Origin of the sequence: Erwinia sp. S43 (assembly GCF_016624745.1) — a bacterium.
Classification (GTDB): Bacteria; Pseudomonadota; Gammaproteobacteria; order Enterobacterales; family Enterobacteriaceae; genus Erwinia; species Erwinia coffeiphila.
Genome location: NZ_JACVTX010000001.1, coordinates 104796 through 125446, shown reverse-complemented (window position 1 = coordinate 125446; position 20651 = coordinate 104796). Strand labels below are relative to the sequence as shown.

General features: G+C 55.0%; 21 protein-coding genes. 12 read left to right on the top strand and 9 right to left on the bottom strand.

Annotated features, from left to right (window positions below; translation table 11 throughout):
* The first annotated feature begins 197 nt into the window (after positions 1 to 197).
* Positions 198 to 581, top strand: a complete 384-nt coding sequence (locus IBT47_RS00620) for a GFA family protein (RefSeq protein WP_200558660.1) — start codon at positions 198 to 200, stop codon at positions 579 to 581.
* A gap of 24 nt (positions 582 to 605) precedes the next feature.
* Here IBT47_RS00620 and IBT47_RS00615 read toward each other — a convergent pair whose 3' ends face one another.
* The 9 genes from IBT47_RS00615 to ytfQ form a co-directional block, all read right to left on the bottom strand.
* A complete protein-coding gene (locus tag IBT47_RS00615; protein WP_200558658.1) occupies positions 606 to 1526 on the bottom strand; it encodes a bifunctional helix-turn-helix transcriptional regulator/GNAT family N-acetyltransferase in 921 nt (306 codons plus the stop codon).
* A 113-nt stretch (positions 1527 to 1639) separates the two neighbouring features.
* Positions 1640 to 2206, bottom strand: coding sequence for an NADPH-dependent FMN reductase (locus tag IBT47_RS00610; RefSeq protein WP_200558656.1), 567 nt, complete (start codon positions 2204 to 2206; stop codon positions 1640 to 1642).
* Positions 2207 to 2287: 81 nt separating this feature from the next.
* Positions 2288 to 2770 (bottom strand): glutathione peroxidase, encoded by a 483-nt coding sequence (locus IBT47_RS00605; protein WP_105595533.1) that lies wholly within the window; start codon positions 2768 to 2770, stop codon positions 2288 to 2290.
* A gap of 105 nt (positions 2771 to 2875) precedes the next feature.
* A complete protein-coding gene (locus tag IBT47_RS00600) occupies positions 2876 to 3484 on the bottom strand; it encodes a dTMP kinase (RefSeq protein WP_200558655.1) in 609 nt (202 codons plus the stop codon).
* A 107-nt stretch (positions 3485 to 3591) separates the two neighbouring features.
* The gene (locus IBT47_RS00595; protein WP_200558654.1) at positions 3592 to 4500 is read right to left on the bottom strand and encodes a LysR family transcriptional regulator; all 909 of its coding nucleotides are present in this window, start codon (positions 4498 to 4500) and stop codon (positions 3592 to 3594) included.
* Between the two features lie 349 nt (positions 4501 to 4849).
* The gene (gene yjfF, locus IBT47_RS00590; protein WP_105594923.1) at positions 4850 to 5836 is read right to left on the bottom strand and encodes a galactofuranose ABC transporter, permease protein YjfF; all 987 of its coding nucleotides are present in this window, start codon (positions 5834 to 5836) and stop codon (positions 4850 to 4852) included.
* The gene (gene ytfT / locus IBT47_RS00585) at positions 5829 to 6848 is read right to left on the bottom strand and encodes a galactofuranose ABC transporter, ATP-binding protein YtfT (protein WP_200558653.1); all 1020 of its coding nucleotides are present in this window, start codon (positions 6846 to 6848) and stop codon (positions 5829 to 5831) included. The genes yjfF and ytfT overlap by 8 nt, the downstream gene beginning before the upstream one ends.
* On the bottom strand, positions 6841 to 8364 hold the full coding sequence (gene ytfR / locus IBT47_RS00580) for a galactofuranose ABC transporter, ATP-binding protein YtfR (protein ID WP_200558652.1): 1524 nt from the start codon (positions 8362 to 8364) through the stop codon (positions 6841 to 6843). Before ytfR ends, ytfT begins: the two co-directional genes overlap by 8 nt.
* A gap of 53 nt (positions 8365 to 8417) precedes the next feature.
* The gene (gene ytfQ, locus IBT47_RS00575; RefSeq protein WP_105594926.1) at positions 8418 to 9374 is read right to left on the bottom strand and encodes a galactofuranose ABC transporter, galactofuranose-binding protein YtfQ; all 957 of its coding nucleotides are present in this window, start codon (positions 9372 to 9374) and stop codon (positions 8418 to 8420) included.
* Positions 9375 to 9832: 458 nt separating this feature from the next.
* Here ytfQ and ydgT point away from each other — a divergent pair, with 458 nt between their 5' ends.
* The 11 genes from ydgT to gstA all read left to right on the top strand — a co-directional run bounded on the left by ydgT (position 9833) and on the right by gstA (position 20551).
* On the top strand, positions 9833 to 10048 hold the full coding sequence (gene ydgT, locus IBT47_RS00570) for a transcription modulator YdgT (protein ID WP_105595011.1): 216 nt from the start codon (positions 9833 to 9835) through the stop codon (positions 10046 to 10048).
* 109 nt (positions 10049 to 10157) lie between these two features.
* Positions 10158 to 10601, top strand: a complete 444-nt coding sequence (locus tag IBT47_RS00565) for a DUF2569 domain-containing protein (RefSeq protein ID WP_200558651.1) — start codon at positions 10158 to 10160, stop codon at positions 10599 to 10601.
* Between the two features lie 209 nt (positions 10602 to 10810).
* Entirely contained in the window at positions 10811 to 11392 is a 582-nt protein-coding gene (gene rsxA / locus IBT47_RS00560) for an electron transport complex subunit RsxA (RefSeq protein WP_105594928.1), read from the top strand.
* Positions 11392 to 11967, top strand: a complete 576-nt coding sequence (gene rsxB, locus IBT47_RS00555; RefSeq protein ID WP_105594929.1) for an electron transport complex subunit RsxB — start codon at positions 11392 to 11394, stop codon at positions 11965 to 11967. The genes rsxA and rsxB overlap by 1 nt, the downstream gene beginning before the upstream one ends.
* Entirely contained in the window at positions 11960 to 14596 is a 2637-nt protein-coding gene (rsxC, locus tag IBT47_RS00550; RefSeq protein WP_200558648.1) for an electron transport complex subunit RsxC, read from the top strand. The genes rsxB and rsxC overlap by 8 nt, the downstream gene beginning before the upstream one ends.
* Positions 14597 to 15658, top strand: a complete 1062-nt coding sequence (gene rsxD, locus IBT47_RS00545) for an electron transport complex subunit RsxD (RefSeq protein ID WP_200558646.1) — start codon at positions 14597 to 14599, stop codon at positions 15656 to 15658. It abuts the gene before it with no gap.
* Entirely contained in the window at positions 15658 to 16290 is a 633-nt protein-coding gene (gene rsxG / locus IBT47_RS00540; protein ID WP_105594932.1) for an electron transport complex subunit RsxG, read from the top strand. Before rsxD ends, rsxG begins: the two co-directional genes overlap by 1 nt.
* Complete coding sequence (locus IBT47_RS00535; RefSeq protein ID WP_105594933.1) at positions 16283 to 16984, top strand: electron transport complex subunit E; 702 nt, start codon at positions 16283 to 16285, stop codon at positions 16982 to 16984. The genes rsxG and IBT47_RS00535 overlap by 8 nt, the downstream gene beginning before the upstream one ends.
* The gene (nth, locus tag IBT47_RS00530) at positions 16981 to 17616 is read left to right on the top strand and encodes an endonuclease III (RefSeq protein WP_200558644.1); all 636 of its coding nucleotides are present in this window, start codon (positions 16981 to 16983) and stop codon (positions 17614 to 17616) included. Before IBT47_RS00535 ends, nth begins: the two co-directional genes overlap by 4 nt.
* Positions 17617 to 18291: 675 nt before the next feature.
* A complete protein-coding gene (dtpA, locus tag IBT47_RS00525; protein WP_200558643.1) occupies positions 18292 to 19785 on the top strand; it encodes a dipeptide/tripeptide permease DtpA in 1494 nt (497 codons plus the stop codon).
* 160 nt (positions 19786 to 19945) lie between these two features.
* A complete protein-coding gene (gene gstA / locus IBT47_RS00520; protein ID WP_105594936.1) occupies positions 19946 to 20551 on the top strand; it encodes a glutathione transferase GstA in 606 nt (201 codons plus the stop codon).
* The last annotated feature ends 100 nt before the right edge of the window (positions 20552 to 20651 follow it).

Genomic DNA, 20651 nt, shown 5'->3' with positions numbered 1-20651 from the left:
GAAATCATAATAATTGTGACCTATTGATTTTCAGCAGAAGTAATCGAAGAATCTACTATGACGGTGTTTTTAATAGAAAGTGGCCCGTTATAACCCAGGCCAGCCCTATGTGCCCGCAAGAGTCGCTGTGAGTGAAAAGCGGGCGATGCTATCTTTATTACTTTCTGAGCGTTGATAAAGGAGCGACGGAGATAAATATGAAATTGTCTGGTGGATGTTTATGTGGGTTTATCAGCTTCACCGCGCTGAACCCTTCTTCCTCTCATTCCTGCTCCTGCGATATTTGCCAGAAACATTCTGGCTGCCAGACCGCAGTATGGCTTGAGTTCCACTCGGATGATGTTGAATGGACGGGTGAAGGCGGTGTTCCTTCCCTGTTCCGCTCATCTGCGAGTTCCTCCAGGGCATTTTGCGGCCGGTGTGGCACCTCTGTTGGTGCCATCGATGACAGTCCGGTGATTGCTCTGCTGAGCGGAATTTTTGATCACAATGAGCAAGCCTTGTTTTCGCCACAATCTCACTCATTTGAAGATATGAAGCCTGAATGGTGGCGAAAAATCATGCCTGATGCCGCGGTCTGAATGATGAGGCAGCACCCTGTTTCGTTACAGCGTCTTCAGCATACAAATTCCGCAGCCGTCATGGCCGGTGTTGCCCAGCCTTTCAGACAAATGCCGGAAGCCAAAAGCTTCATAAAGGCGAACGGCATCCTTCAGTTCGTCCAGCGTTTCAAGATAGCAGGACTGATATCCCATGGCGGTAGCCTGTGCAATGATAAAGGCAATCATCCGTCTACCCATCCCCATGCCTTTTATCTCACTACTGAAATACAGTTTCTGCATTTCACAGGTGCCTTTCTCACCGCCTAACGGAGCTAACCCAGCACCGCCGACAATTCTGCCATTGGCTTCGGCAACCCAGTATCCACTACCGGGTTGCCTGTAAACTTCGCTTAAACGTTCAAGTTCAGGATCATGCAGGCTTACCCCTTCCAGGTGATCAATTTTATTCTCCCGAAAGCTGGTGCGGATGATCTCTGCGATTGCCGCATTGTCGCGGGCTTCAATCGGCCGGAAAGTCAGTTCTGCTTCGCGCTGGCGGCGGGCGTTTCGCAGGCTGCCTGAAAATGTTTCGATCGTTTGAAAGAATTGCTGAATTTCTTCACTGGAGGAGGAGGCAAGAGCTTCTTCTGTAAACCTGTCGGCATTTTCTTCCAGGCATACGAGCTTCTGGTTCCCTGACTCGCTTAGCCGGAACGTTGAGGCACGGCCGTCCTGCTCATCATGATCCCTCAGTAAGTATCCCGCCTCCATCAAGCTGCGAAGCGTGCGGCTCATGCTCGCTTTATCAACGCACAGCTTAGTGGCCAGCTCGGTTGCACCGCAGGGCTGGCTGTTAAGTTCAATCAGAATATGGCTCTGGAGGGGCGAAAGCTCCGTTCCGCTGGTTCTACGGCTGAGCATGCCAAGTTCTCTGACCATTTCACGCAACGCTGCACGGAACTGGCGTATTTCGTTTTTGTTCATAACCCGGACCTGAATGGAATGTCAGAGCACGATAATACACAAACTAGTTAACACTGTTAACCAGTTTGTGCGTCATGCGACTTCGGTCCTGACTGGCAAATACTCCACTTACATTAACTAGCTGATAACTCGTTAGTTCTCGAGATCGCCGATTCAATGTTTCGCCATAAATCATGTATTCTTGAGCATATTTCTGCGTTTTCAATAAGTACAAATTCTGTCGCATCAGGAAGTGTGTAAGGCGCAGCAAGCGTTGCTCCAGGGCAGCATTCCTCGCGCAGTACCGCCCCCATAACGCTTAATGTTTCTGAAAGCTGAGAGTGTGCCAGATGGGCCCGAACGGACAGGTTAGGCAATGACAAAGGCTTATCCAGCAATTCTCCACTGCTTACAATCCAGTCAAGCGCATTTTTCATCACTCCGGTAACACCATGTGCATATTTCGGGCTGGCTACTACGACCAAGTCTGCCCTGGAAAGCGCATTTCTCCAGTGATCAACCGCAGGGTTCTGCACAGATTCATGGTCAACATTAAAGAGCGGGATTTTGTCCAGGCCGTCATAGATTTCAAACGTTATTCCTGCCGGGCAAAGAAGTGACATTGCCCGTAAAAAAGCGCTATTGATTGAAGCAGCGCGAATACTGCCAGAAATGCCTAATACATATTTTCCATCATTCATGAGATCACGCCCTGAAGTTTTAAACCTTCGTTCGATAAGTTCGGCATCATTAAAAGTGAATCATTCAGATCACCCAAACGCTTAAATACCAAGTGCCGCCCGAATTGCGGCTTCCATTTTCTCCGGGGTGGCGACTGGCGCAAAACGCTTAAGCGGTTTGCCGTCGCGCCCGATAAGGAACTTAGTGAAGTTCCACTTGATCCGCCCACCCAGTACGCCGGGCAATTCCTCTTTCAGGTAACGAAACAGCGGATGCGCAGCGGCACCGTTGACCTCGACTTTTTCGAACATCGGGAAGGTAACGCCGTAGTTGATGTGACAGGTCTGCGCGATGTCGTCGGCGCTGCCGGGCTCCTGCTTGCCGAACTGGTTACAGGGGAAGCCCAGCACCACCAGCCCCTGGTCAGCATACTTTTTGTAGAGCGCTTCCAGGCCCGCATATTGAGGCGTGAAGCCGCACCGGCTGGCGGTATTCACTACCAGTACCAGTTTTCCCGCGTAGTCGGCCATCGGGATAAGCTGGCCTTGCAGGCTGGTAGCAGAAAGCTGATGAAAAAGGGTCATATCGTCATCCTCAAAACAGACAGGGTTCAGCGTCTATAATGCCGCACAGCGCCTGGCAGCCACGGCACACGGCGAAAATTTTGGGTTGATACGGCTCGTGAGCCTTCAAAGCACACGATAGATTTCAGAAATCACCTGCATCGCTGCGTCTTCAAGGCTTCCTTCATTACGGCATAACAACCAGCCGTTCCCGGTGATTTCTCGCTCGAACGCCCGGGTACAGGCAGCATGCTCTTCCAGCTTATGCATCACCGTACTGCTCAGCCCACGCGTTCGGGCTGCCGCCCTCGCCCATGAAATTTCAGGTGCAGTGACCACCCCGACATGCAGGTCCGGCGTTCGCACATTGCGTTCAATATTAAGCTGTAAAATCTCTGCAAAGGGCACCATCCGCCGAAACGCGGCATCCGACGGATACCAGCGGTCCATCAGGATAATGCTGTCCGACGGCTGCTTAGTCAGCACCTCCCGTGTTATCCACGCGCGGCTGTCAGCCAGGCGCTGACAAACCTGCCGTTCTAAATCCAGGTTGGGATGTCTGGCAAACTGGTTAACGAGGAGCATAGTTTCTGCACGCCAGGGATCGCTTTTTTTCTCGCAAAGACGGACCACCTTGTGGTTATCCGCGCGTAATTCTTTCGCCATGGCTTCTAACAGCGTGGTTTTTCCCGCACCCTTGGGGCCATCCAGCGTAACAAACAGTTGACGACTCATTCTGCGAATGATGATCGATGAAGGGTTTTTATCAGGCCCGAATCTGGCAAACGCATTTAACTTCCTTTCGATAAATAGCTGAGCAATCTCTTCCCCGTATTGGGTTGTCAGGAGAGTTTGCTTAATTCCTGCTGGATAAAATCAATCAGCGCTCTGGTTTTTGTGGGCAGATAACGCCGGTTTGAATAAAGTGCGAACAGTTGCAGCGGGGCTACCGATTGTTCAAATTCAACCTCGATTAACCGCCCATCGCTAATGTAAGGTTCGCAGCCCTGTTTTGACAAAATGGCAAAACCGACGCCTGCCAGCGCAGCGCGCCCTGCCATCTCCCCGCTGTTCACCCGATAATGCCCGTTAACCTTAACCGTCTCGAATCCCCCCTTTGCATTGACAAACTGCCAGGGTGCTCCTTTCAGCGCACTCACGGTGGTAATACAGGGTAATTGTTCGAGTTGCCGGATATTGGCAGGGGTGCCATAGCGTTGAATAACGGAGGGCGCGGCAACAATAGTGCAAGGGATAGTCAGCAGATGACGGGCTATATAGTCACTGTCATCCATCTGGCCCCGGCTTACAATGATCGCTAAGTCCAGATCGTCCCGCAGTGATTCCAAACCCGAGAGGTTTGTGACGCAGCTAATCTCCAGATCCGGGTACTGACAGGCGAAATCGGCGATAGCGGAACCCAGCAGTGCGGGCCCGATCTCATTGGGAATACAGAGACGTAATGGCCCCCTGAGCTGCATCTGGCGCTGCGTGAGTTCTGTCTCCGTTTGCTCGAGCGCTTCCAGTAATGGCTTCGCCCGGCTATAGAGCAGATGCCCGGCCTGGGTGAGTTTCATATGTCGGGTGCTGCGCTCGATGAGCTGAAGATTCAGTTTTTCTTCTAACTGAGAAATACAGCGGCTGACATTTGAGGTTGGCATTTCAAGGACTTTCGATGCCCCAACAAAACTCTCTTTTTCAACCACAGCAATGAATACTTTCAGGGTATTAAAATCAAGCGCCGGACGCATTCGCTATCCCATTTATGATAATAATAAATGCTGTTTTTACCATATAATTAGCTATATCGATAGCGTTCAGATTTTGCGTATGGCGTATCGGGGCTGGCCGGATTGCCCGCATATTTTGGTGTTGCAGCTGGAACAACTGATTGTATCTGGCAGCAACGCAAGGATTCAAAAGGGAGACCGTAACGGGACAGGTTAGCCGGGTGTCTGCCGCACGGATGCGGCAGCCAAGCCCCCAGGGATTGGGTTCACGGCGACCCGGCGTTCTGCCCGTAACGGTCGCCCCGTTCGCCAATCTCGCCGCGAAAATCCTCCACCATCAGATTACCGCTCTTCCGAAACACCCCAACTATCAGGTACTCAACCGCTTAACCGGCGCATTCTGCTGACGATCCCACATCACCGTCAGCAACCGCTGTAGCGCGATAAAGGCAAACAGCAGCACGCCGATGGCAATCTTCGTCCACCAGGAACTCAGTGTGCCGTCGAAGTTGATCCAGGTCTGAATCAGCCCCTGAATCAGCACGCCAAACAGCGTTCCCAGTACCGTGCCCACTCCGCCGGAAAGCAGCGTGCCACCGATCACCACCGACGCAATAGCATCGAGCTCCACGCCCATACCCGCCAGCGCATAGCCCGCCGAGGTATAGATGGAGAAAACAATTCCTGCCAGCGTCGCCAGCCCGGAGGACAGCATGTAAATACGTATCGTGGTGCTGCGGGTGGAGATGCCCATCAGCTGCGCCGAAGTGGCGTTACCGCCGATGGCATACACCTGGCTACCGAAGCGGCTGCGGTGGGCGACAATAATTCCCAGCGCGACCACCATCAGCATAATCAGCGCCAGCAGGCTGAGACGCCCTCCTCCCGGAATTTTCCAGGCCATCGACGACAGCGTGGAATACAGCGGGTGATCGATCGGCAGCGAACTTTCCGCCACCAGATAGCTACAGCCGCGTAGAAAGAACATCCCGGCCAGGGTGATGATGAATGCCGGAATTTTTAAAGCATCGATCAGCCATCCCATAAAGGCACCAAATGCCGATCCCATCACCATCACCAGACCGAACGCCACAAACGGATGCAGGTGGAAATCGCCGATGGCGCGGGCGAGGAACACTCCGGTGAAGGCAATCACCGCGCCAACCGACAGATCGATACCGCCGGAGAGGATCACAAAGGTCATGCCGACGGCGATAATGCCAAGAAAAGCGTTATCGGTCAGAATATTGGCAATCACCCGGGTTGAGGCAAAGCCGGGGAACTGGCTCAGGCAGAACAGATAACCGACCACGAATACCAGCAGGGTTATCATTAACGGAAGATGACGTTTAACCACCGCGCGGCCCTCTTTTAAATAATTGAATAAAGCGTGGTGACTGCAACAGCAGCACAATCATCACCACCACCGCCTTCACGACCTGGTTCAGTTCGGGCGGGAAGCCGGAAAGCAGGATCCCGGTGTTCATCGCCTGGATAATCAGCGCGCCGATGAGCGACAGCAGCAGATTAAAGCGGCCACCCATCAGTGAAGCACCGCCGATAACCACCGCAAGGATCGCATCCAGCTCCAGCCATAATCCGGCGTTGTTGGCGTCGGCTCCGCGAATATCCGCCGCCACGATCAGTCCGGCTACCGCTGCACACAGCCCGCTCAGCACGTAGGTGCTCATCACCACCAGCCAGCCGTTAACCCCGGCGTTACGCGCGGCGCGGAGGTTGATACCGACGGCCTCGATAAACATGCCAAGCGCGGTTTTACGGGTCAGGAGCCAGACCACCAAAGCCAGTGCGATAGTGATCCACAGCGGAACCGGCAGGTAGAACAGCGTACCGCTGCCGAGCCGAGCCAGCGCATCGCTGTTAAACGTGACGATCTGCCCCTGAGTGATCAGCTGTGCGATACCGCGCCCGGCAACCATCAGGATCAGCGTGGCAACAAAGGGCTGGATTTTAAGCAGCGACACCAGTATGCCGTTCCACAGTCCACACAGCAGGCCGCTGCCCAGCGTCACCAGAATCACCACCGCCAGGCTGTGCCCGGCTACGGTCATCGTGGCCGCGGTTGCCCCGGCGATGGCCATCACTGCGCCCACCGACAAGTCGATCCCGCCGGTGGCAATGACCAGCGTCATCCCAATAGCCAGAATCGCTACCGGCGCGGCGCGGTTAAGGATATCGATCGGGCTACCGAACAGCCGCCCGTCCTGCAGATGAATGGCAAAGAAGTTGTTCGCCACCATGCTGTCGATCAGCAGCACCAGGATCAACGCACCGATCTGCGGCAGTCCCGGCGGTAATTTACGTTTCAACATCGGCGTTTTCCCCGGTAGAAAATGGCTCTCAAGCATGCTGTTCTCCCCCTGCCGCAATAGCGTTAACGATGGCGGCAACCGACAGCTGTTCCAGCGGGATTTCGGCTACCTGCTGCCTGTCGCGCAGGATCACCACCCGATCGGCGTAGCCGACCAGCTCTTCCAGTTCTGATGAGATCACCAGCAACGCCAGGCCGTCTGCGCAGAGCGTTTCAATCAGGCGAATAATTTCAGCGTGCGCACCCACATCGATGCCGCGCGTCGGCTCATCAAGGATTAAAAACTGCGGACGGGTCACCAGCCAGCGGGAGAGCAGCACCTTCTGCTGGTTGCCGCCGGAAAGCAGCTCCACCGGCTGGTCGGCGTCCGGCGTGCGGATCCCCAGGCTTTTAATAAAGCGTTCGGCAATTTCCTGCTGCTCGCGGCGCTTAATGGGCCGCAGCCAGCCGCGCTGCGCCTGCAGGGCCAGAATGATATTTTCACGCACCGAAGCGGCCCCGATAATACCGTCGGTTTTGCGATCCTCCGGGCAGAAGCCCATCCCTAAGCGGGAGGCCTGAGCCGGGGTGCGGATAGTCTGCGTTTTGCCTTTGATAACGGCCGTGCCGGAGTCGGCGCGCTTAATGCCAAACAGCAGTTCGGCGGTTTCAGTACGCCCGGAACCAAGCAGCCCAGCCAGACCGACGGCTTCACCCGGCCGTACACTCAGACTGAACGGTTCAATGGTGCCTTTTTTGCCGTAGTCCTTAAATTCCACCACCGGTGTGTCGCTTCGCAGCGTACTGCCGGCACGCTGTAGCGCCGTTTCCAACAGCTCGCGGCCGAGCATCAGCTTAATCAGCTCAATCTGCGGCAGTGAGCGGGTATCGCGGGTGGCGATAAACTGGCCGTTGCGCAGTACGGTGATGCGGTCGGTAATGCGATACACCTGGTCGAGGAAGTGGGTGACGAAGATCAGGCTCATGCCTTTCGCCCGCAGCTGGCTCATCAGGGTGAACAGCATTTCTACTTCGCTGGCATCCAGGCTGGCGGTCGGTTCGTCGAGGATCAGCACCTTCGCCGACAGATCCACCGCGCGGCAGATGGCGATAATCTGCTGCATGGCGACCGAGTAGTGGCCCAGCGGCCGGGTCACGTCCAGCTCGAAGCCATAATCGTTAAGCAGTTTTACCGCGCGCTGGTTCAGCGTTTTGCGATCGATCAGCCCAAAACGCTTTGGCTCGCGGCCAATAAACAGATTGTCCGCCACCGACATATTCGGCAGCAGGTTCACTTCCTGATACACCGTGCCGATGCCCAGCTCCTGAGCTTCGGCGGTGTTACGCGGGTTAATTGCCTGCCCGGAGAGTGAAATCGAACCGGTATCGCGCTGATACACGCCGGTCAGCACTTTAATCAGCGTGGACTTCCCCGCGCCGTTCTCACCCAGCAGCGCCATAATTTCGCCCGGCCGGATCTCAAAGGAAACATTATCCAGCGCGCGCACGCCGGGAAAGGATTTACTGACGCCGCTGATTTCCAGAAGCGTTGCAGAGGAGGTGTCGATGGTCATACGCTGCGCCTCAAACCATGAAAAAAGCCGCTCCGGGTGGAGCGGCACGTGGCTCAGTAACCCATACCTTTTTTACGATCCAGCTGTGCCTGTGCGTCCGCAGGCAGGAACAGTTTGGTTTCGGTTTTAATGATTTTTGGCGGTACGGTGCCGTCTTTTTTCAGTTTTTCCAGCGCATCGAAGGCCGGACCAGCCATGTTCGGCGTCAGCTCAACGTTGGCGTTAGCTTCCCCGGCCAGCATCGCTTTATAGATATCCGGCACGCCGTCAATCGATCCGGTCAGAATGTCTTTACCCGGCTTGAGTCCGGCTTCTTTAATCGCCTGAATGGCACCGATAGCCATATCGTCGTTGTGGGCGTAAACCATGCAGATATTTTTGCCGTTGTTCTCGGCCTTGATAAAGCTCTCCATCACTTCTTTACCCTTGCTGCGGGTAAAGTCACCGCTCTGCGAGCGGATCACTTTGATGTTCGGGGTATTGGCAATCGCTTCGGCAAAGCCTTTTTTACGATCGATGGCTACGCTGGCACCGACGGTGCCCTGCAGTTCTACAACATTACAGGGTTTGCCAGCCTGCTCTTTCACCAGCCAGTCGCCGATCAGCTTGCCTTCATAGACGTTATCCGCCGTGACCACCGCCTGATACAGCGATTTATCCTTCACCACAATGGCGCGGTCCAGCAGGAATACCGGGATCTTGGCATCCTTCGCTTCTTCCAGCACGGGTTCCCAGCCGGTTTGTACCACTGGCGCAATAAAGATGGCATCTACACCCTGAGCGATAAATGAGCGTACCGCTTTGATCTGGTTCTCTTGTTTTTGCTGACCATCAGCAATTTTCAGTGTAATTCCGCGCTTCTGCGCCTCGGTTTTTGCCACGCTGGTTTCAGCTGCACGCCAGCCCGATTCGGAGCCAACCTGAGAGAAGCCAACGGTCATTGATTCAGCCAGCACGGGAGCAGACAGGCTTGCGCTGATAAGGACAGGTAAGAGTAAACGCTTCCACATGATCATTTTTCCTCTGATGGGATTTTGCCGTATAGGGTAACTGCACCTAAATCCTGGACTATTAGTGGAAAAACATATTCGACAACGCTCACAAAACGCTACAAATCAAAGAGATTAGGTAAATTGCGCCGCAAAAATCAGCACCTGGAATATGGATAATTCGCCTGCAATAAATGAAAATCAGGTTAAATAAGTGTAATAAACAGAAGCGGTTGCGGACTGAGCATTTGGAAGCGATTACAGCACCGCGTGAAGTTCTGTCATTCTTCGCAGTGTGAATTGTGGATTAGGAATTATCCTGAACTGTGATGTTTCTCACGATTCATCAGCGTTTCCCACTGATTCTTCACAAAATTAATCAGTTATCCGAAACTGATGTTTTTTAACATCAGGGAGATGGATTCCGTAAGTAGCCGTTATATACTGATTTTCTTCTACTGCTGCACGATATGGGCCTCATGAGCATTCACGACTACCTTTTAAAGTTTCGCAAAGTTAACAACCTTGAAAGTTTGGAAAAACTTTTTGATCACCTCAATTATACGCTCACTGAGGATAGTGAAATCATCTTAATGTATCGTGCAGCCGATCATCGCCGCGCCGAGCTGGCCTCCGGCGGTCGTCTATTTGACCCGGGCTGCGTACCGAAAACGCTCTGGCACTATGTCGTATAAAACCGCTAAAGCTGTCTTAGCCTGGTGATTCGGCAGGTATTTTTCCGTATAGTTGGCTTCTGCTAATGCGAAGTTATCGCATTTATTCTGGCTATATTGAGGACTTCGCGTGGCTGTAGATTCCAAAAATCGTATCGGAGGCTGGCTGCTGGTGCCACTGGCCTGGCTGATCATGACCTTACTGACCAGCGCCCTGGTAATGGCACTGTACCTCAGTGCCCTGTTCGATCCTGCCATGCGCCAGCAGCTGTTCACGCAGGACAGTGCGGTACTACTGAACTGGGGGTTATCGCTGCTCACCTCGACGCTGGTATGGTTTTACACTGGCTGGGTAACATGGATTTTCTGCAAACGCTCCCGCCGCCTGCCTCGACACTATATTATCTGGTTGTTAATTACCGTGGTGCTGGCGATAAAAACCTTCGCATTTGCCCCGGTGGCGGATGGCCGCGCAGTACAGACTCTGCTTATCGCACTGCTGGCAGCGGGTATTCTCGTTCCCTACTTCAAACGTTCAAAGCGGGTGAAAAATACCTTCACTGCCGATTGCTGATGCAAAAACCGTCAAGAATTTAATCGTGAGTGCGCTATAACATCGTTGAATAGCGCACAACGGTTGTGGTCCGGCGGGCAATATCCGATAATAAACCCCTGCAATTTTAAGCTGCAGCGCTGACAACCCGCGTGAGTATTGCCGCCGGTTAACAGTACTGACCTACGGGTCGCTAAAATCTGCTCTTTCTTCTTTTTTCAGGCATAAGAATGACCGACTACCTGCTCCTTTTTATTGGCACAGTGCTGGTGAATAACTTCGTTCTGGTGAAGTTTCTCGGCCTTTGTCCCTTTATGGGCGTTTCCAAAAAACTGGAAACGGCGATTGGCATGGGACTCGCCACCACCTTTGTTATCACTCTGGCTTCGATCTGCGCATGGCTGGTGAATCACCTGATCCTGCTGCCGCTCGATCTGGTCTATCTGCGTACCATGGCCTATATCCTGGTGATTGCCGTGGTGGTTCAGTTCACCGAGATGGTGGTGCGTAAAACCAGCCCCGATTTATATCGCCTGCTGGGGATTTTCCTGCCGCTGATCACCACCAACTGTGCCGTGCTGGGTGTGCCGCTGCTGAGCGTTAACCTCAACCACACCTTCCTGCAAGCCGCTCTGTATGGCTTTAGCGCCTCGCTCGGTTTTTCGCTGGTGATGGTGCTGTTTGCCGGTATCCGCGAACGTCTGGTGCTGGCCGATGTGCCTGCGCCGTTCAAGGGTTCTTCCATTGCACTGGTTACCGCCGGGTTAATGGCGCTGGCCTTTATGGGCTTTACCGGTCTGGTTAAATTCTGATGACGGCGATTTGGATTGCAATTGCAGTATTAAGCGCCCTCAGTCTGGTGTTCGGGGGGCTGCTGGGTTACGCCTCACGTCGATTTAAAGTTGAAGAAGATCCGATCGTTGAACAGATCGATGCCCTGCTGCCGCAGAGCCAGTGCGGCCAGTGTACCTATCCTGGCTGCCGCCCCTATGCGGAAGCCGTGGCCAACGGCGGCGAGATGATTAACAAATGCGCCCCTGGCGGAGAGCAGACGATGCTCAAGCTGGCCGCGCTGCTTAACGTTGATCCGCAGCCGCTGGGCGATGAAGCCGAACTGGAGCCGGAGCGCAAAGTTGCCTGGATCGATGAAGCTAATTGCATCGGCTGCACCAAATGCATTCAGGCCTGCCCGGTTGATGCCATCGTCGGGGCCACCCGCGCGATGCACACCGTGCTGAGCGATGTCTGTACCGGCTGCGATCTTTGCGTTGCCCCCTGCCCGACCGACTGCATTGAAATGCGTCCGGTTGCAACTACCACTGCCAACTGGAAATGGGATCTGCAAACCATCCCGGTCCGGGTTATTCCTGTAGAAAGTCATGCTTAATCTGTTCAAGAGATTCAAAAAAGACGCAATCTGGGACTTTGACGGTGGTATTCATCCTCCGGAAATGAAGACCCAGTCTAACGGCACGCCGCTGCGTCAGCTGCCGCTGCCTGCCCGCTTTATTCTGCCGCTGAAGCAGCATATCGGTAGCGAAGGTGAAATCAGGGTGCGCCCGGGCGATAAAGTCCTGCGCGGAGAACCGCTGACCTTCGGTAACGGCCGGATGCTGCCGATCCACGCACCGACGTCCGGTACGGTAACTAAAATCGCCCCTCACATGACCGCGCATCCTTCGGCGCTGGCCGAAATGTGTATTTTTATCGAGCCGGACGGCGAAGACCGCTGGTGCGAGAAACAAACGGTCAGCGACTATCGCCAGCTTGAGCGCACCGAGGTGGTGGCGCGCGTGCACAAAGCCGGCGTAGCCGGTCTGGGCGGTGCGGGATTCCCGACCGCGACCAAGCTGAGAGGCGGTCTGCGCGGGGTGAATACCCTGATTATCAACGCCGCCGAGTGCGAACCCTATATCACCGCTGACGACCGACTGATGCAGGACTGTGCTGCCGAAGTGCTGGAAGGCAGCCGTATACTGGCGTGGATACTCAACGCCGAGCGCGTACTTATCGGTATTGAAGATAACAAACCGGAAGCGATTGCCGCACTGAAAGCGGCGCTCGGCAACGAACGCGATCTGCAAATTCGGGTGATCCCGACCAAATATCCCTCCGGCGGTGCCAAACAGCTGACCCGTATTCTGACCGGTAAGGAAGTCCCGCACGGCGGACGCTCCACCGATATTGGCGTGCTGATGCAGAACGTCGGCACCGCTTTTGCGGTTAAGCGTGCGGTGATCGACGGTGAGCCACTGACCGAGCGCGTTGTAACGCTGACCGGTGAAGCCGTAAAGCACCCAGGCAACGTCTGGGGCCGCATCGGTACGCCGATCAGCCACCTGTTACAGCAGGCGGACTTTGAACCTGGCAACGAACAGATGGTGGTGATGGGCGGCCCGCTGATGGGCTTTACGCTGCCGTCGCTGGATGTCCCGGTGGTGAAAATCACTAACTGCATTCTGGCTCCTTCCGCCAGTGAGATGGGTGCCAGCGAGCCGGAAAAAGGCTGCATCCGCTGTAGCGCCTGCGCCGACGCCTGTCCGGCCGGTCTGCTGCCTCAGCAGCTTTACTGGTACAGCCGCGGCGGCGATCACGATAAAGCCCGTGCGCATAATATTGCCGACTGCATCGAATGCGGTGCCTGTGCCTACGTCTGCCCAAGCAATATTCCGCTGGTGCAGTATTACCGCCAGGAGAAAGCCGAAATCCAGGCTATCGATCTGGAATCGGAGCGCAATGCGCAGGCCAAAGCCCGCTTTGAAGCCCGACAGCTGCGCCTTGAACGTGAGAAGCAGGCGCGTGAAGCGAAGCATCAGCAGGCGAAGCGCACCGTTGCGGCGACGGATGCCGATGCGCTGAATGCAGCACGCGAACGCGTGAAGGCGAAACAGCAGCAGGACCAGGCAGCGGATGTCGCTGCTATAGAAACGAATACGCGCCCGGCTGACGATGCCGCACGCGCTGCGCTGCGTGAAGCCCGACTTGCCGAAGCGAAAGCGCACCAGGCCGAGAAGCAGGCTGAGACGGAACCGGCGACCCGCCAGGCGGAAGATCCGCGTAAGGCTACCGTTGCGGCTGCGATTGCCCGTGCTAAAGCTAAGCAGGCTGCACAGGCGGGTGAATCTGTTGCAGAAGCTCCAGCGGCTAAGTCTGAAGCTGTCGCTGAACCGGCTGCCATTGAAGATCCACGCAAAGCTGCGGTTGCGGCCGCGATTGCCCGCGCTAAAGCGAAGAAAGCGGCGCAGGTTGGTGATGCGGTTGCAGAGGCAGTTGCCCCGGCGGTGAAGACTGAACCTGCGGCCGAACCGGCTACTGATGTTGATCCGCGTAAAGCGGCGGTTGCGGCCGCTATTGCTCGCGCGAAGGCGAAGAAAGCCGCACAGGCGGGTGGTACGGCTGAAGAGGCTCCAGCCGTGGGTTCTGAAGCAGCAGCAGAGCCCGTTACAGAAGTCGTTGCTGAACCGGCAGTTGTAGAAGATCCACGCAAGGCCGCAATCGCCGCTGCTATCGCCCGCGCTAAAGCGAAGAAAGCCGCGCAGGCGGGTGATGCGGCTGAAGAGGCTCCAGCCGTGGAGTCTGAAGCAGCAGCAGAGCCCGTTACAGAAGTCGTTGCTGAACCGGCAGCCGCTGAAGATCCACGCAAGGCTGCTATCGCCGCTGCCATCGCCCGCGCTAAGGCGAAGAAAGCCGCGCAGGCGGGGGGTACGGATGCGGCATCTCCGGCAAACGTAGCGGAAACCCCTGCGGCACCCGTGGCTCAGCCAGTAGCCAAACCCGTTGCGCAGGCTGAAGTTGCAGCTGAACCGGCAGCCGCTGAAGATCCACGCAAAGCTGCTATCGCCCGTGCTAAAGCGAAGAAAGCGGCACAGGCGGGTGGCATTGATGCACAGCCGCCTGCGGTAGAAATTGAACCGGAAGCGGTCGCTTCTGATGATGCACGTAAAGCAGCGGTGGCTGCGGCGATTGCGCGGGTCAAAGCGCGCAAAGCTCAGCAGCCTTCGACGCAAGAGGATTAAATGGCATTTCGTATTGCAAGTTCGCCCTATACCCATAACCGCCGCAGCACCAGTACCATTATGCTGCTGGTGTTGCTTGCCGCTATTCCCGGCATGGCCGCGCAGTGGTACTTCTTCGGCTGGGGAAATATTATCCAGGTGTTGATTGCCGCAGTGGCCGGTGTTGGCGCGGAAGCCGCGATCCTGCGTCTGCGCAAGCTGCCGCTGGCACCGACGCTCAAGGACAATTCTGCCCTGCTGACCGCCCTGCTGCTGGGGATCAGTATCCCGCCGCTGGCACCGTGGTGGATTGTGGTGATCGGGACTCTTTTTGCAGTGGTGATCTCCAAGCAGCTGTACGGCGGCCTGGGGCAGAACCCGTTCAACCCGGCGATGGTCGGCTATGTTGTATTGCTGATCTCCTTCCCGGTGCAGATGACCAGCTGGCTGCCGCCGGATTCGTTACAGGGCATCACTCCGACCTTCAGCGACACGCTGAGCATGATTTTCCATTTCCACACTGTGGATGGTCATAACATGCAGCAGTTGCAGATCGGCATTGACGGCATCAGCCAGGCAACGCCGCTGGATACCTTCAAGACCGGCCTGCGCGCCGGGCATACCGCGGAACAGCTGCTGGCGCAGCCGATTTACAGCGGCGTGTTAGCCGGGCTTGGCTGGCAGTGGATTAACATTGGCTACCTGGCCGGAGGTATTTTCCTGCTGTGGACCAACAGCATTCGCTGGCATATTCCTGTCAGCTTTATCGGCTCGCTGGCGCTGTTTGCCACTATCGGCTGGCTGGCCTCGCCGGAAACCCTGGCGTCACCGATGATCCACGTGTTCTCTGGTGCCACCATGCTCGGTGCCTTCTTTATTGCTACCGATCCGGTCACCGCCTCCACCACCAATAAAGGACGGCTGGTTTACGGCGTGATGATTGGCCTGCTGGTCTGGCTGATCCGCAGTTTCGGCGGCTATCCGGACGGTGTTGCTTTCGCGGTACTGCTGGCGAATATCTGCGTTCCGCTGATTGACTACTACACGCAGCCGCGCGTTTACGGCCACCGTAAGGATAAATGATGCTGGATGCCATTCGTAAAAACGGCGTGACGCTGGCGGTGTTTGCCGCCATCACCACCGGTATGACCGCAGTGATTAATACGGTGACCAAACCCACCATTGCGCATCAAACGGCGCTGCAGCAGAAGGTCCTGCTGGACCAGGTGGTGCCACCGGAGCTGTACAATAACTCGATACAGAAAGAGTGCTATATCGTCAGCAATCCGGCACTGGGTAACAGCGCACCGCACCACCTCTATCTGGCCCGTAAGGATGATAAACCGGTGGCCGTGGCAATTGAGACTACCGCGCCGGACGGCTATTCAGGCGCAATTCAGATGGTAGTCGGTGCCGATTTCAGCGGAACGGTTTACGGCACCCGTGTTGTTGAGCATCATGAAACGCCGGGGCTGGGTGATAAGATCGAGCTGCGTATTTCCGACTGGATTAACAGCTTTAATGGCAAAAAGGTCACCGGTGCCGATGATACGCATTTTGCGGTGAAAAAAGACGGCGGTGACTTCGACCAGTTTACCGGTGCGACCATCACCCCGCGTGCGGTGGTGAATGCAGTGAAGCGCACGACGTTGTATATTGAAACCTTATCCGGGCAGATTTCCTCGCTGCCAACCTGTGGAGATGCCAATGAGTGAAGCTAAAACCCTGCTGATCGGCGGGCTGTGGAAGAACAACTCGGCGCTGGTTCAGCTGCTGGGACTTTGCCCGCTGCTGGCCGTGACCTCAACCGCCACCAACGCCCTCGGGCTGGGTCTGGCGACCACGCTGGTACTGACTCTGACCAACAGCGGCATATCGATGTCTCGCCGCTGGGTGCCGTCGGAAATTCGTATTCCGATTTACGTGATGATTATCGCTGCCGTGGTGAGCTGCGTGCAGATGCTGATTAACGCCTATGCCTATGGCCTGTATCAGTCGTTAGGGATTTTTATCCCGCTGATCGTCACCAACTGTATCGTCGTGGGCCGTGCGGAAGCCGTAGCATCGAAAAGCAGCATTCCGCTTTCCGCGCTGGACGGGGCAGCGATTGGCCTGGGGGCCACCAGCGTGATGGTGGTGCTGGGTTCGATTCGCGAAATCATCGGCAACGGCACCATCTTCAACGGCGCCGATCAGCTGCTGGGTCCGTGGGCTAAAGTGATGCGTATTGAGGTGATTCATTTTGATTCGCCGATGCTGCTGGCGATGCTGCCACCGGGTGCGTTTATCGGCCTTGGGATGCTGCTTGCCGCGAAATATCTGATCGATAATAAAATGAAACAGCGCGCCGCCCTGAAAGCTGAAAAAGAAGCGCAGGCGGTGCTGCCGGATGGAAAAATGGCTCAGTGAACAAAGATAAACGTCAGCAGATTCTGACCCGCCTGCGGGATAATAACCCGCATCCTACCACCGAGCTGATGTTCAACTCCCCTTTTGAACTGCTGATCGCCGTGCTGCTCTCAGCGCAGGCGACCGACGTCAGCGTCAATAAGGCCACCGCGAAGCTCTATCCGGTGGCCAATACGCCAGCGGCCATGCTGGCACTGGGCGTGGATGGGGTAAAAGAGTACATCAAGACCATCGGCCTGTTTAACAGCAAGGCAGAGAACGTGATTAAAACCTGCCGAATTTTGCTTGAGCAGCACGGTGGTGAAGTGCCGGAAAGCCGCGAAGCGCTGGAGGCACTGCCCGGCGTGGGTCGTAAAACCGCGAATGTAGTTTTAAACACGGCCTTTGGCTGGCCGACTATTGCGGTAGATACCCATATCTTTCGCGTCTGCAACCGGACCCGCTTTGCACCCGGTAAAAATGTTGAGCAGGTCGAAGAGAAGCTGCTGAAGGTGGTTCCGAAAGAGTTCAAGGTTGACTGCCATCACTGGCTGATACTGCACGGCCGCTATACCTGCGTGGCGCGCAAACCGCGCTGCGGCTCCTGCCTGATTGAAGATCTCTGCGAGTTTCCTGAAAAGGTAGAAATTTAACTTTTCGTCTACTGTCTTCACTGCGCCGTTCAGGTAAGCATGACCGAACGGTGCAGAATCCCCCTCGTTTGCCGTTTTCAGCCCTTGGTGAACTCCCTGTACAAAATACGCTATCCATCCTTTATCCTTTTCGAGAGCAGAGCGCATATTCGTCTTTCCAATTCGTTATATGTGGAAGATCCCCTGCAAATCACAGGGATACGCTGATAAAGTTTTTTTCTTTCGACAATTATCGGCATTTTTTTGACTTTAATCACAAAAAAGCGCTGTAACAGTCAACTCAGCCACCAGCCGCACTCAACCATCTGTTTTAAAACCATTTTCATTTTCATTATCAGCATCATTCACCACTAAAATATGCATTAGCGACAGATGACTTCATAAAGCCCCTTCTCAGCAGAGGACTCTTCTTTCTGTTTAAATTACACTCCATCATAAAAATTAAAATTCAACAACAACATATTTAACGGAATTTAATTCTGGTTTTCATGTTCATTTTCGAAGTCATCGCCAAATCCATGGCTAAATTCAGCATTCAAAAAATGCTTGCCCTCAGAGGAACGATCGGCGAAATTGTTGGCCGCATTTCTTGTTCTATAACTATAAGGCGAGCGTACGTCCCGCGTTTCGTCAGCTTAATTCCTGCCACAAAACAGGTCTTATTTAGAGGTACACGTGTCTACTGCAAACAAACATCCCGAGGCGGCAAGCCTCAACGCTTTTAAACAGCCAAAAGCGTTTTATCTGATTTTCTCCGTTGAGCTGTGGGAGCGTTTTGGCTTCTACGGCCTGCAGGCCATCATGGCCGGTTATCTGGTCAATACGCTGGGCATGTCCGAAGCACAGTCCGTGACGCTGTTTGCTTCCTTCAGCGCGCTGGTTTACGGCATGGTAGCCATCGGCGGCTGGCTGGGCGATAAGGTGCTGGGTACCAAACGCGTTATCGTGCTGGGTACTATTGTTCTCGCAGCCGGTTACGGACTGATCGCCTGGTCCGGCCATAATGTGTCAATGGTCTACCTCGGTATGGCGACCATCGCCGTGGGTAACGGCCTGTTTAAAGCCAATCCTTCCTCACTGTTGTCGACCTGTTATGCGAAAGACGATCCGCGTCTTGATGGCGCATTCACCATGTACTACATGTCGATCAACATTGGCTCGTTCTTTTCGATGCTCGCTACGCCGGTTCTGGCGGCGAAATTTGGCTGGAGCGTGGCTTTCGCTCTCTCCTTTGTCGGGATGCTGATCACCCTGGTGAACTTCCTGCTGTTCCGTAAGACGGTCAAAGACTACGGTTCAAAGCCTGACTTCGCTCCAATGCATATGGGCAAGCTGCTGATCACGCTGGTCGGGGTTGCAGTGCTGATTACTCTGGCATACTGGCTGTTACACAACCAGGGCATTGCCCGCATGGTTCTGGCCGTCATCGCTATCGGTATCGTGCTGGTGTTTGCTAAAGAAGCGCTGGCGCTGAAGGGCGTAGCCCGCCGTAAAATGATCCTCGCCTTCGTGCTGATGCTGGAAGCGGTGGTGTTCTTTGTGCTGTATATGCAGATGCCAACCTCGCTGAACTTCTTCGCTATCCGTAACGTGGAACACAGCATTCTGGGGATTGCCTTTGAGCCTCAGCAGTATCAGGCGCTGAATCCACTGTGGATTATGGTGTTCAGTCCGCTGCTGGCCGCGATCTACAACAAAATGGGCGACCGCCTGCCGATGCCACACAAGTTCGCGCTGGGTATGGTGCTGTGTTCCGCCGCCTTCCTCGTACTGCCGCTGGGCGTTTCCTTCGCTAACGAACACGGCATTGTGCCGGTCAGCTGGTTAATTCTCAGCTATGCGCTGCAAAGCGTGGGCGAGCTGATGATCTCCGGCCTCGGTCTGGCGATGGTGGCGCAGCTGGTACCACAGCGCCTAATGGGCTTCATTATGGGTTCATGGTTCCTGACCACCGCCGGTGCGGCAATGATTGCCGGTAACGTTGCCAGCATGATGGCCATCCCGTCTGACATTACCAATCCTCTGGAATCACTGCATATCTATGGTGATGTGTTTATGAAGATTGGTATTGCTACCGGCATTATCGCCGTACTGATGCTGCTGACGGCACCGCGCCTGAATCGCATGGCGCAGGACGATAAGCCTGAAGCGGTGAAAGTGACCGCCTGATAGCCTGACGGTCCGGAGCCCTCGCTCCGGGCCGATTCCCCCCTCCCGCGACCTTCTTCTGCATAAAACCGCATAATCAATTGATCTGTCGCGCTGACATTTCGCCACTCGCGCAGTAAGATAATCTCCGAACGCCCCCCAAAAACCTCAGGAGAACGCAATGAAGCTGTTCTGTAAACCCGGCGCCTGCTCGCTATCCCCCCATATTGTGCTGCGCGAAACCGGCATCGATTTCACTCTTGTAACGGTCGACCTCCAGACTAAAAAGACCGAACAGGGCGAAGATTATCTGCAGATCAACCCCAAAGGACAGGTTCCTGCTCTGCTGTTAAATGATGGTTCGCTGCTGACAGAAGGTGTGGCTATTGTGCAGTATCTGGCCGACCTGAAGAGCGATCGCCAGCTGTTGGCTCCGTGCGGCAGCCTGAATCGCTACCACACGCTAGAGTGGCTGAACTATGTCGCCACCGAGCTGCATAAGGGATTTAGTCCGCTGTTCCGCCCCAATACCCCGGATGAATTCAAAGCGAGCACGCGCGAGCTGCTGGAGAAGAAATTCAGCTATGTGAACGGCGAGCTGAAAGATAAGCAGTGGCTGATGGGTCTGCGCTTTACCGTGGCGGATGCCTACCTGTTTACCGTCACCCGCTGGGCTCATGCGCTGAAATTAGATCTGAGCGGTCTGGATGCACTGAACAGCTGGTTCGACCGCGTAGCCGAACGCCCGGCGGTTGCAGCAGCGCTGAAGGCAGAAGGCCTGGTTTGATAAACGTTCGGTTCTAAAGAGCTGAACGATAGAAAACGGGCAGGCGCTGATGGCCTGCCCGACGAGTATTATTGCTGCGCTGAGCGGGGATCTACCTGCG

What these genes read in the sequence shown, in the direction of transcription:
- ytfQ (WP_105594926.1), bottom strand. Translation starts at nt 9,374, where the DNA reads ATGTGGAAGCGTTTACTCTTACCTGTCCTTATCAGCGCAAGCCTGTCT.
- IBT47_RS00615 (WP_200558658.1), bottom strand. Translation starts at nt 1,526, where the DNA reads ATGAACAAAAACGAAATACGCCAGTTCCGTGCAGCGTTGCGTGAAATG.
- IBT47_RS00605 (WP_105595533.1), bottom strand. Translation starts at nt 2,770, where the DNA reads ATGACCCTTTTTCATCAGCTTTCTGCTACCAGCCTGCAAGGCCAGCTT.
- ydgT (WP_105595011.1), top strand. Translation starts at nt 9,833, where the DNA reads ATGAGCATTCACGACTACCTTTTAAAGTTTCGCAAAGTTAACAACCTT.
- IBT47_RS00610 (WP_200558656.1), bottom strand. Translation starts at nt 2,206, where the DNA reads ATGAATGATGGAAAATATGTATTAGGCATTTCTGGCAGTATTCGCGCT.
- gstA (WP_105594936.1), top strand. Translation starts at nt 19,946, where the DNA reads ATGAAGCTGTTCTGTAAACCCGGCGCCTGCTCGCTATCCCCCCATATT.
- IBT47_RS00620 (WP_200558660.1), top strand. Translation starts at nt 198, where the DNA reads ATGAAATTGTCTGGTGGATGTTTATGTGGGTTTATCAGCTTCACCGCG.
- IBT47_RS00600 (WP_200558655.1), bottom strand. Translation starts at nt 3,484, where the DNA reads ATGAGTCGTCAACTGTTTGTTACGCTGGATGGCCCCAAGGGTGCGGGA.
- rsxC (WP_200558648.1), top strand. Translation starts at nt 11,960, where the DNA reads ATGCTTAATCTGTTCAAGAGATTCAAAAAAGACGCAATCTGGGACTTT.
- ytfR (WP_200558652.1), bottom strand. Translation starts at nt 8,364, where the DNA reads ATGACCATCGACACCTCCTCTGCAACGCTTCTGGAAATCAGCGGCGTC.
- rsxA (WP_105594928.1), top strand. Translation starts at nt 10,811, where the DNA reads ATGACCGACTACCTGCTCCTTTTTATTGGCACAGTGCTGGTGAATAAC.
- rsxG (WP_105594932.1), top strand. Translation starts at nt 15,658, where the DNA reads ATGCTGGATGCCATTCGTAAAAACGGCGTGACGCTGGCGGTGTTTGCC.
- rsxD (WP_200558646.1), top strand. Translation starts at nt 14,597, where the DNA reads ATGGCATTTCGTATTGCAAGTTCGCCCTATACCCATAACCGCCGCAGC.
- IBT47_RS00595 (WP_200558654.1), bottom strand. Translation starts at nt 4,500, where the DNA reads ATGCGTCCGGCGCTTGATTTTAATACCCTGAAAGTATTCATTGCTGTG.
- IBT47_RS00535 (WP_105594933.1), top strand. Translation starts at nt 16,283, where the DNA reads ATGAGTGAAGCTAAAACCCTGCTGATCGGCGGGCTGTGGAAGAACAAC.
- ytfT (WP_200558653.1), bottom strand. Translation starts at nt 6,848, where the DNA reads ATGCTTGAGAGCCATTTTCTACCGGGGAAAACGCCGATGTTGAAACGT.
- rsxB (WP_105594929.1), top strand. Translation starts at nt 11,392, where the DNA reads ATGACGGCGATTTGGATTGCAATTGCAGTATTAAGCGCCCTCAGTCTG.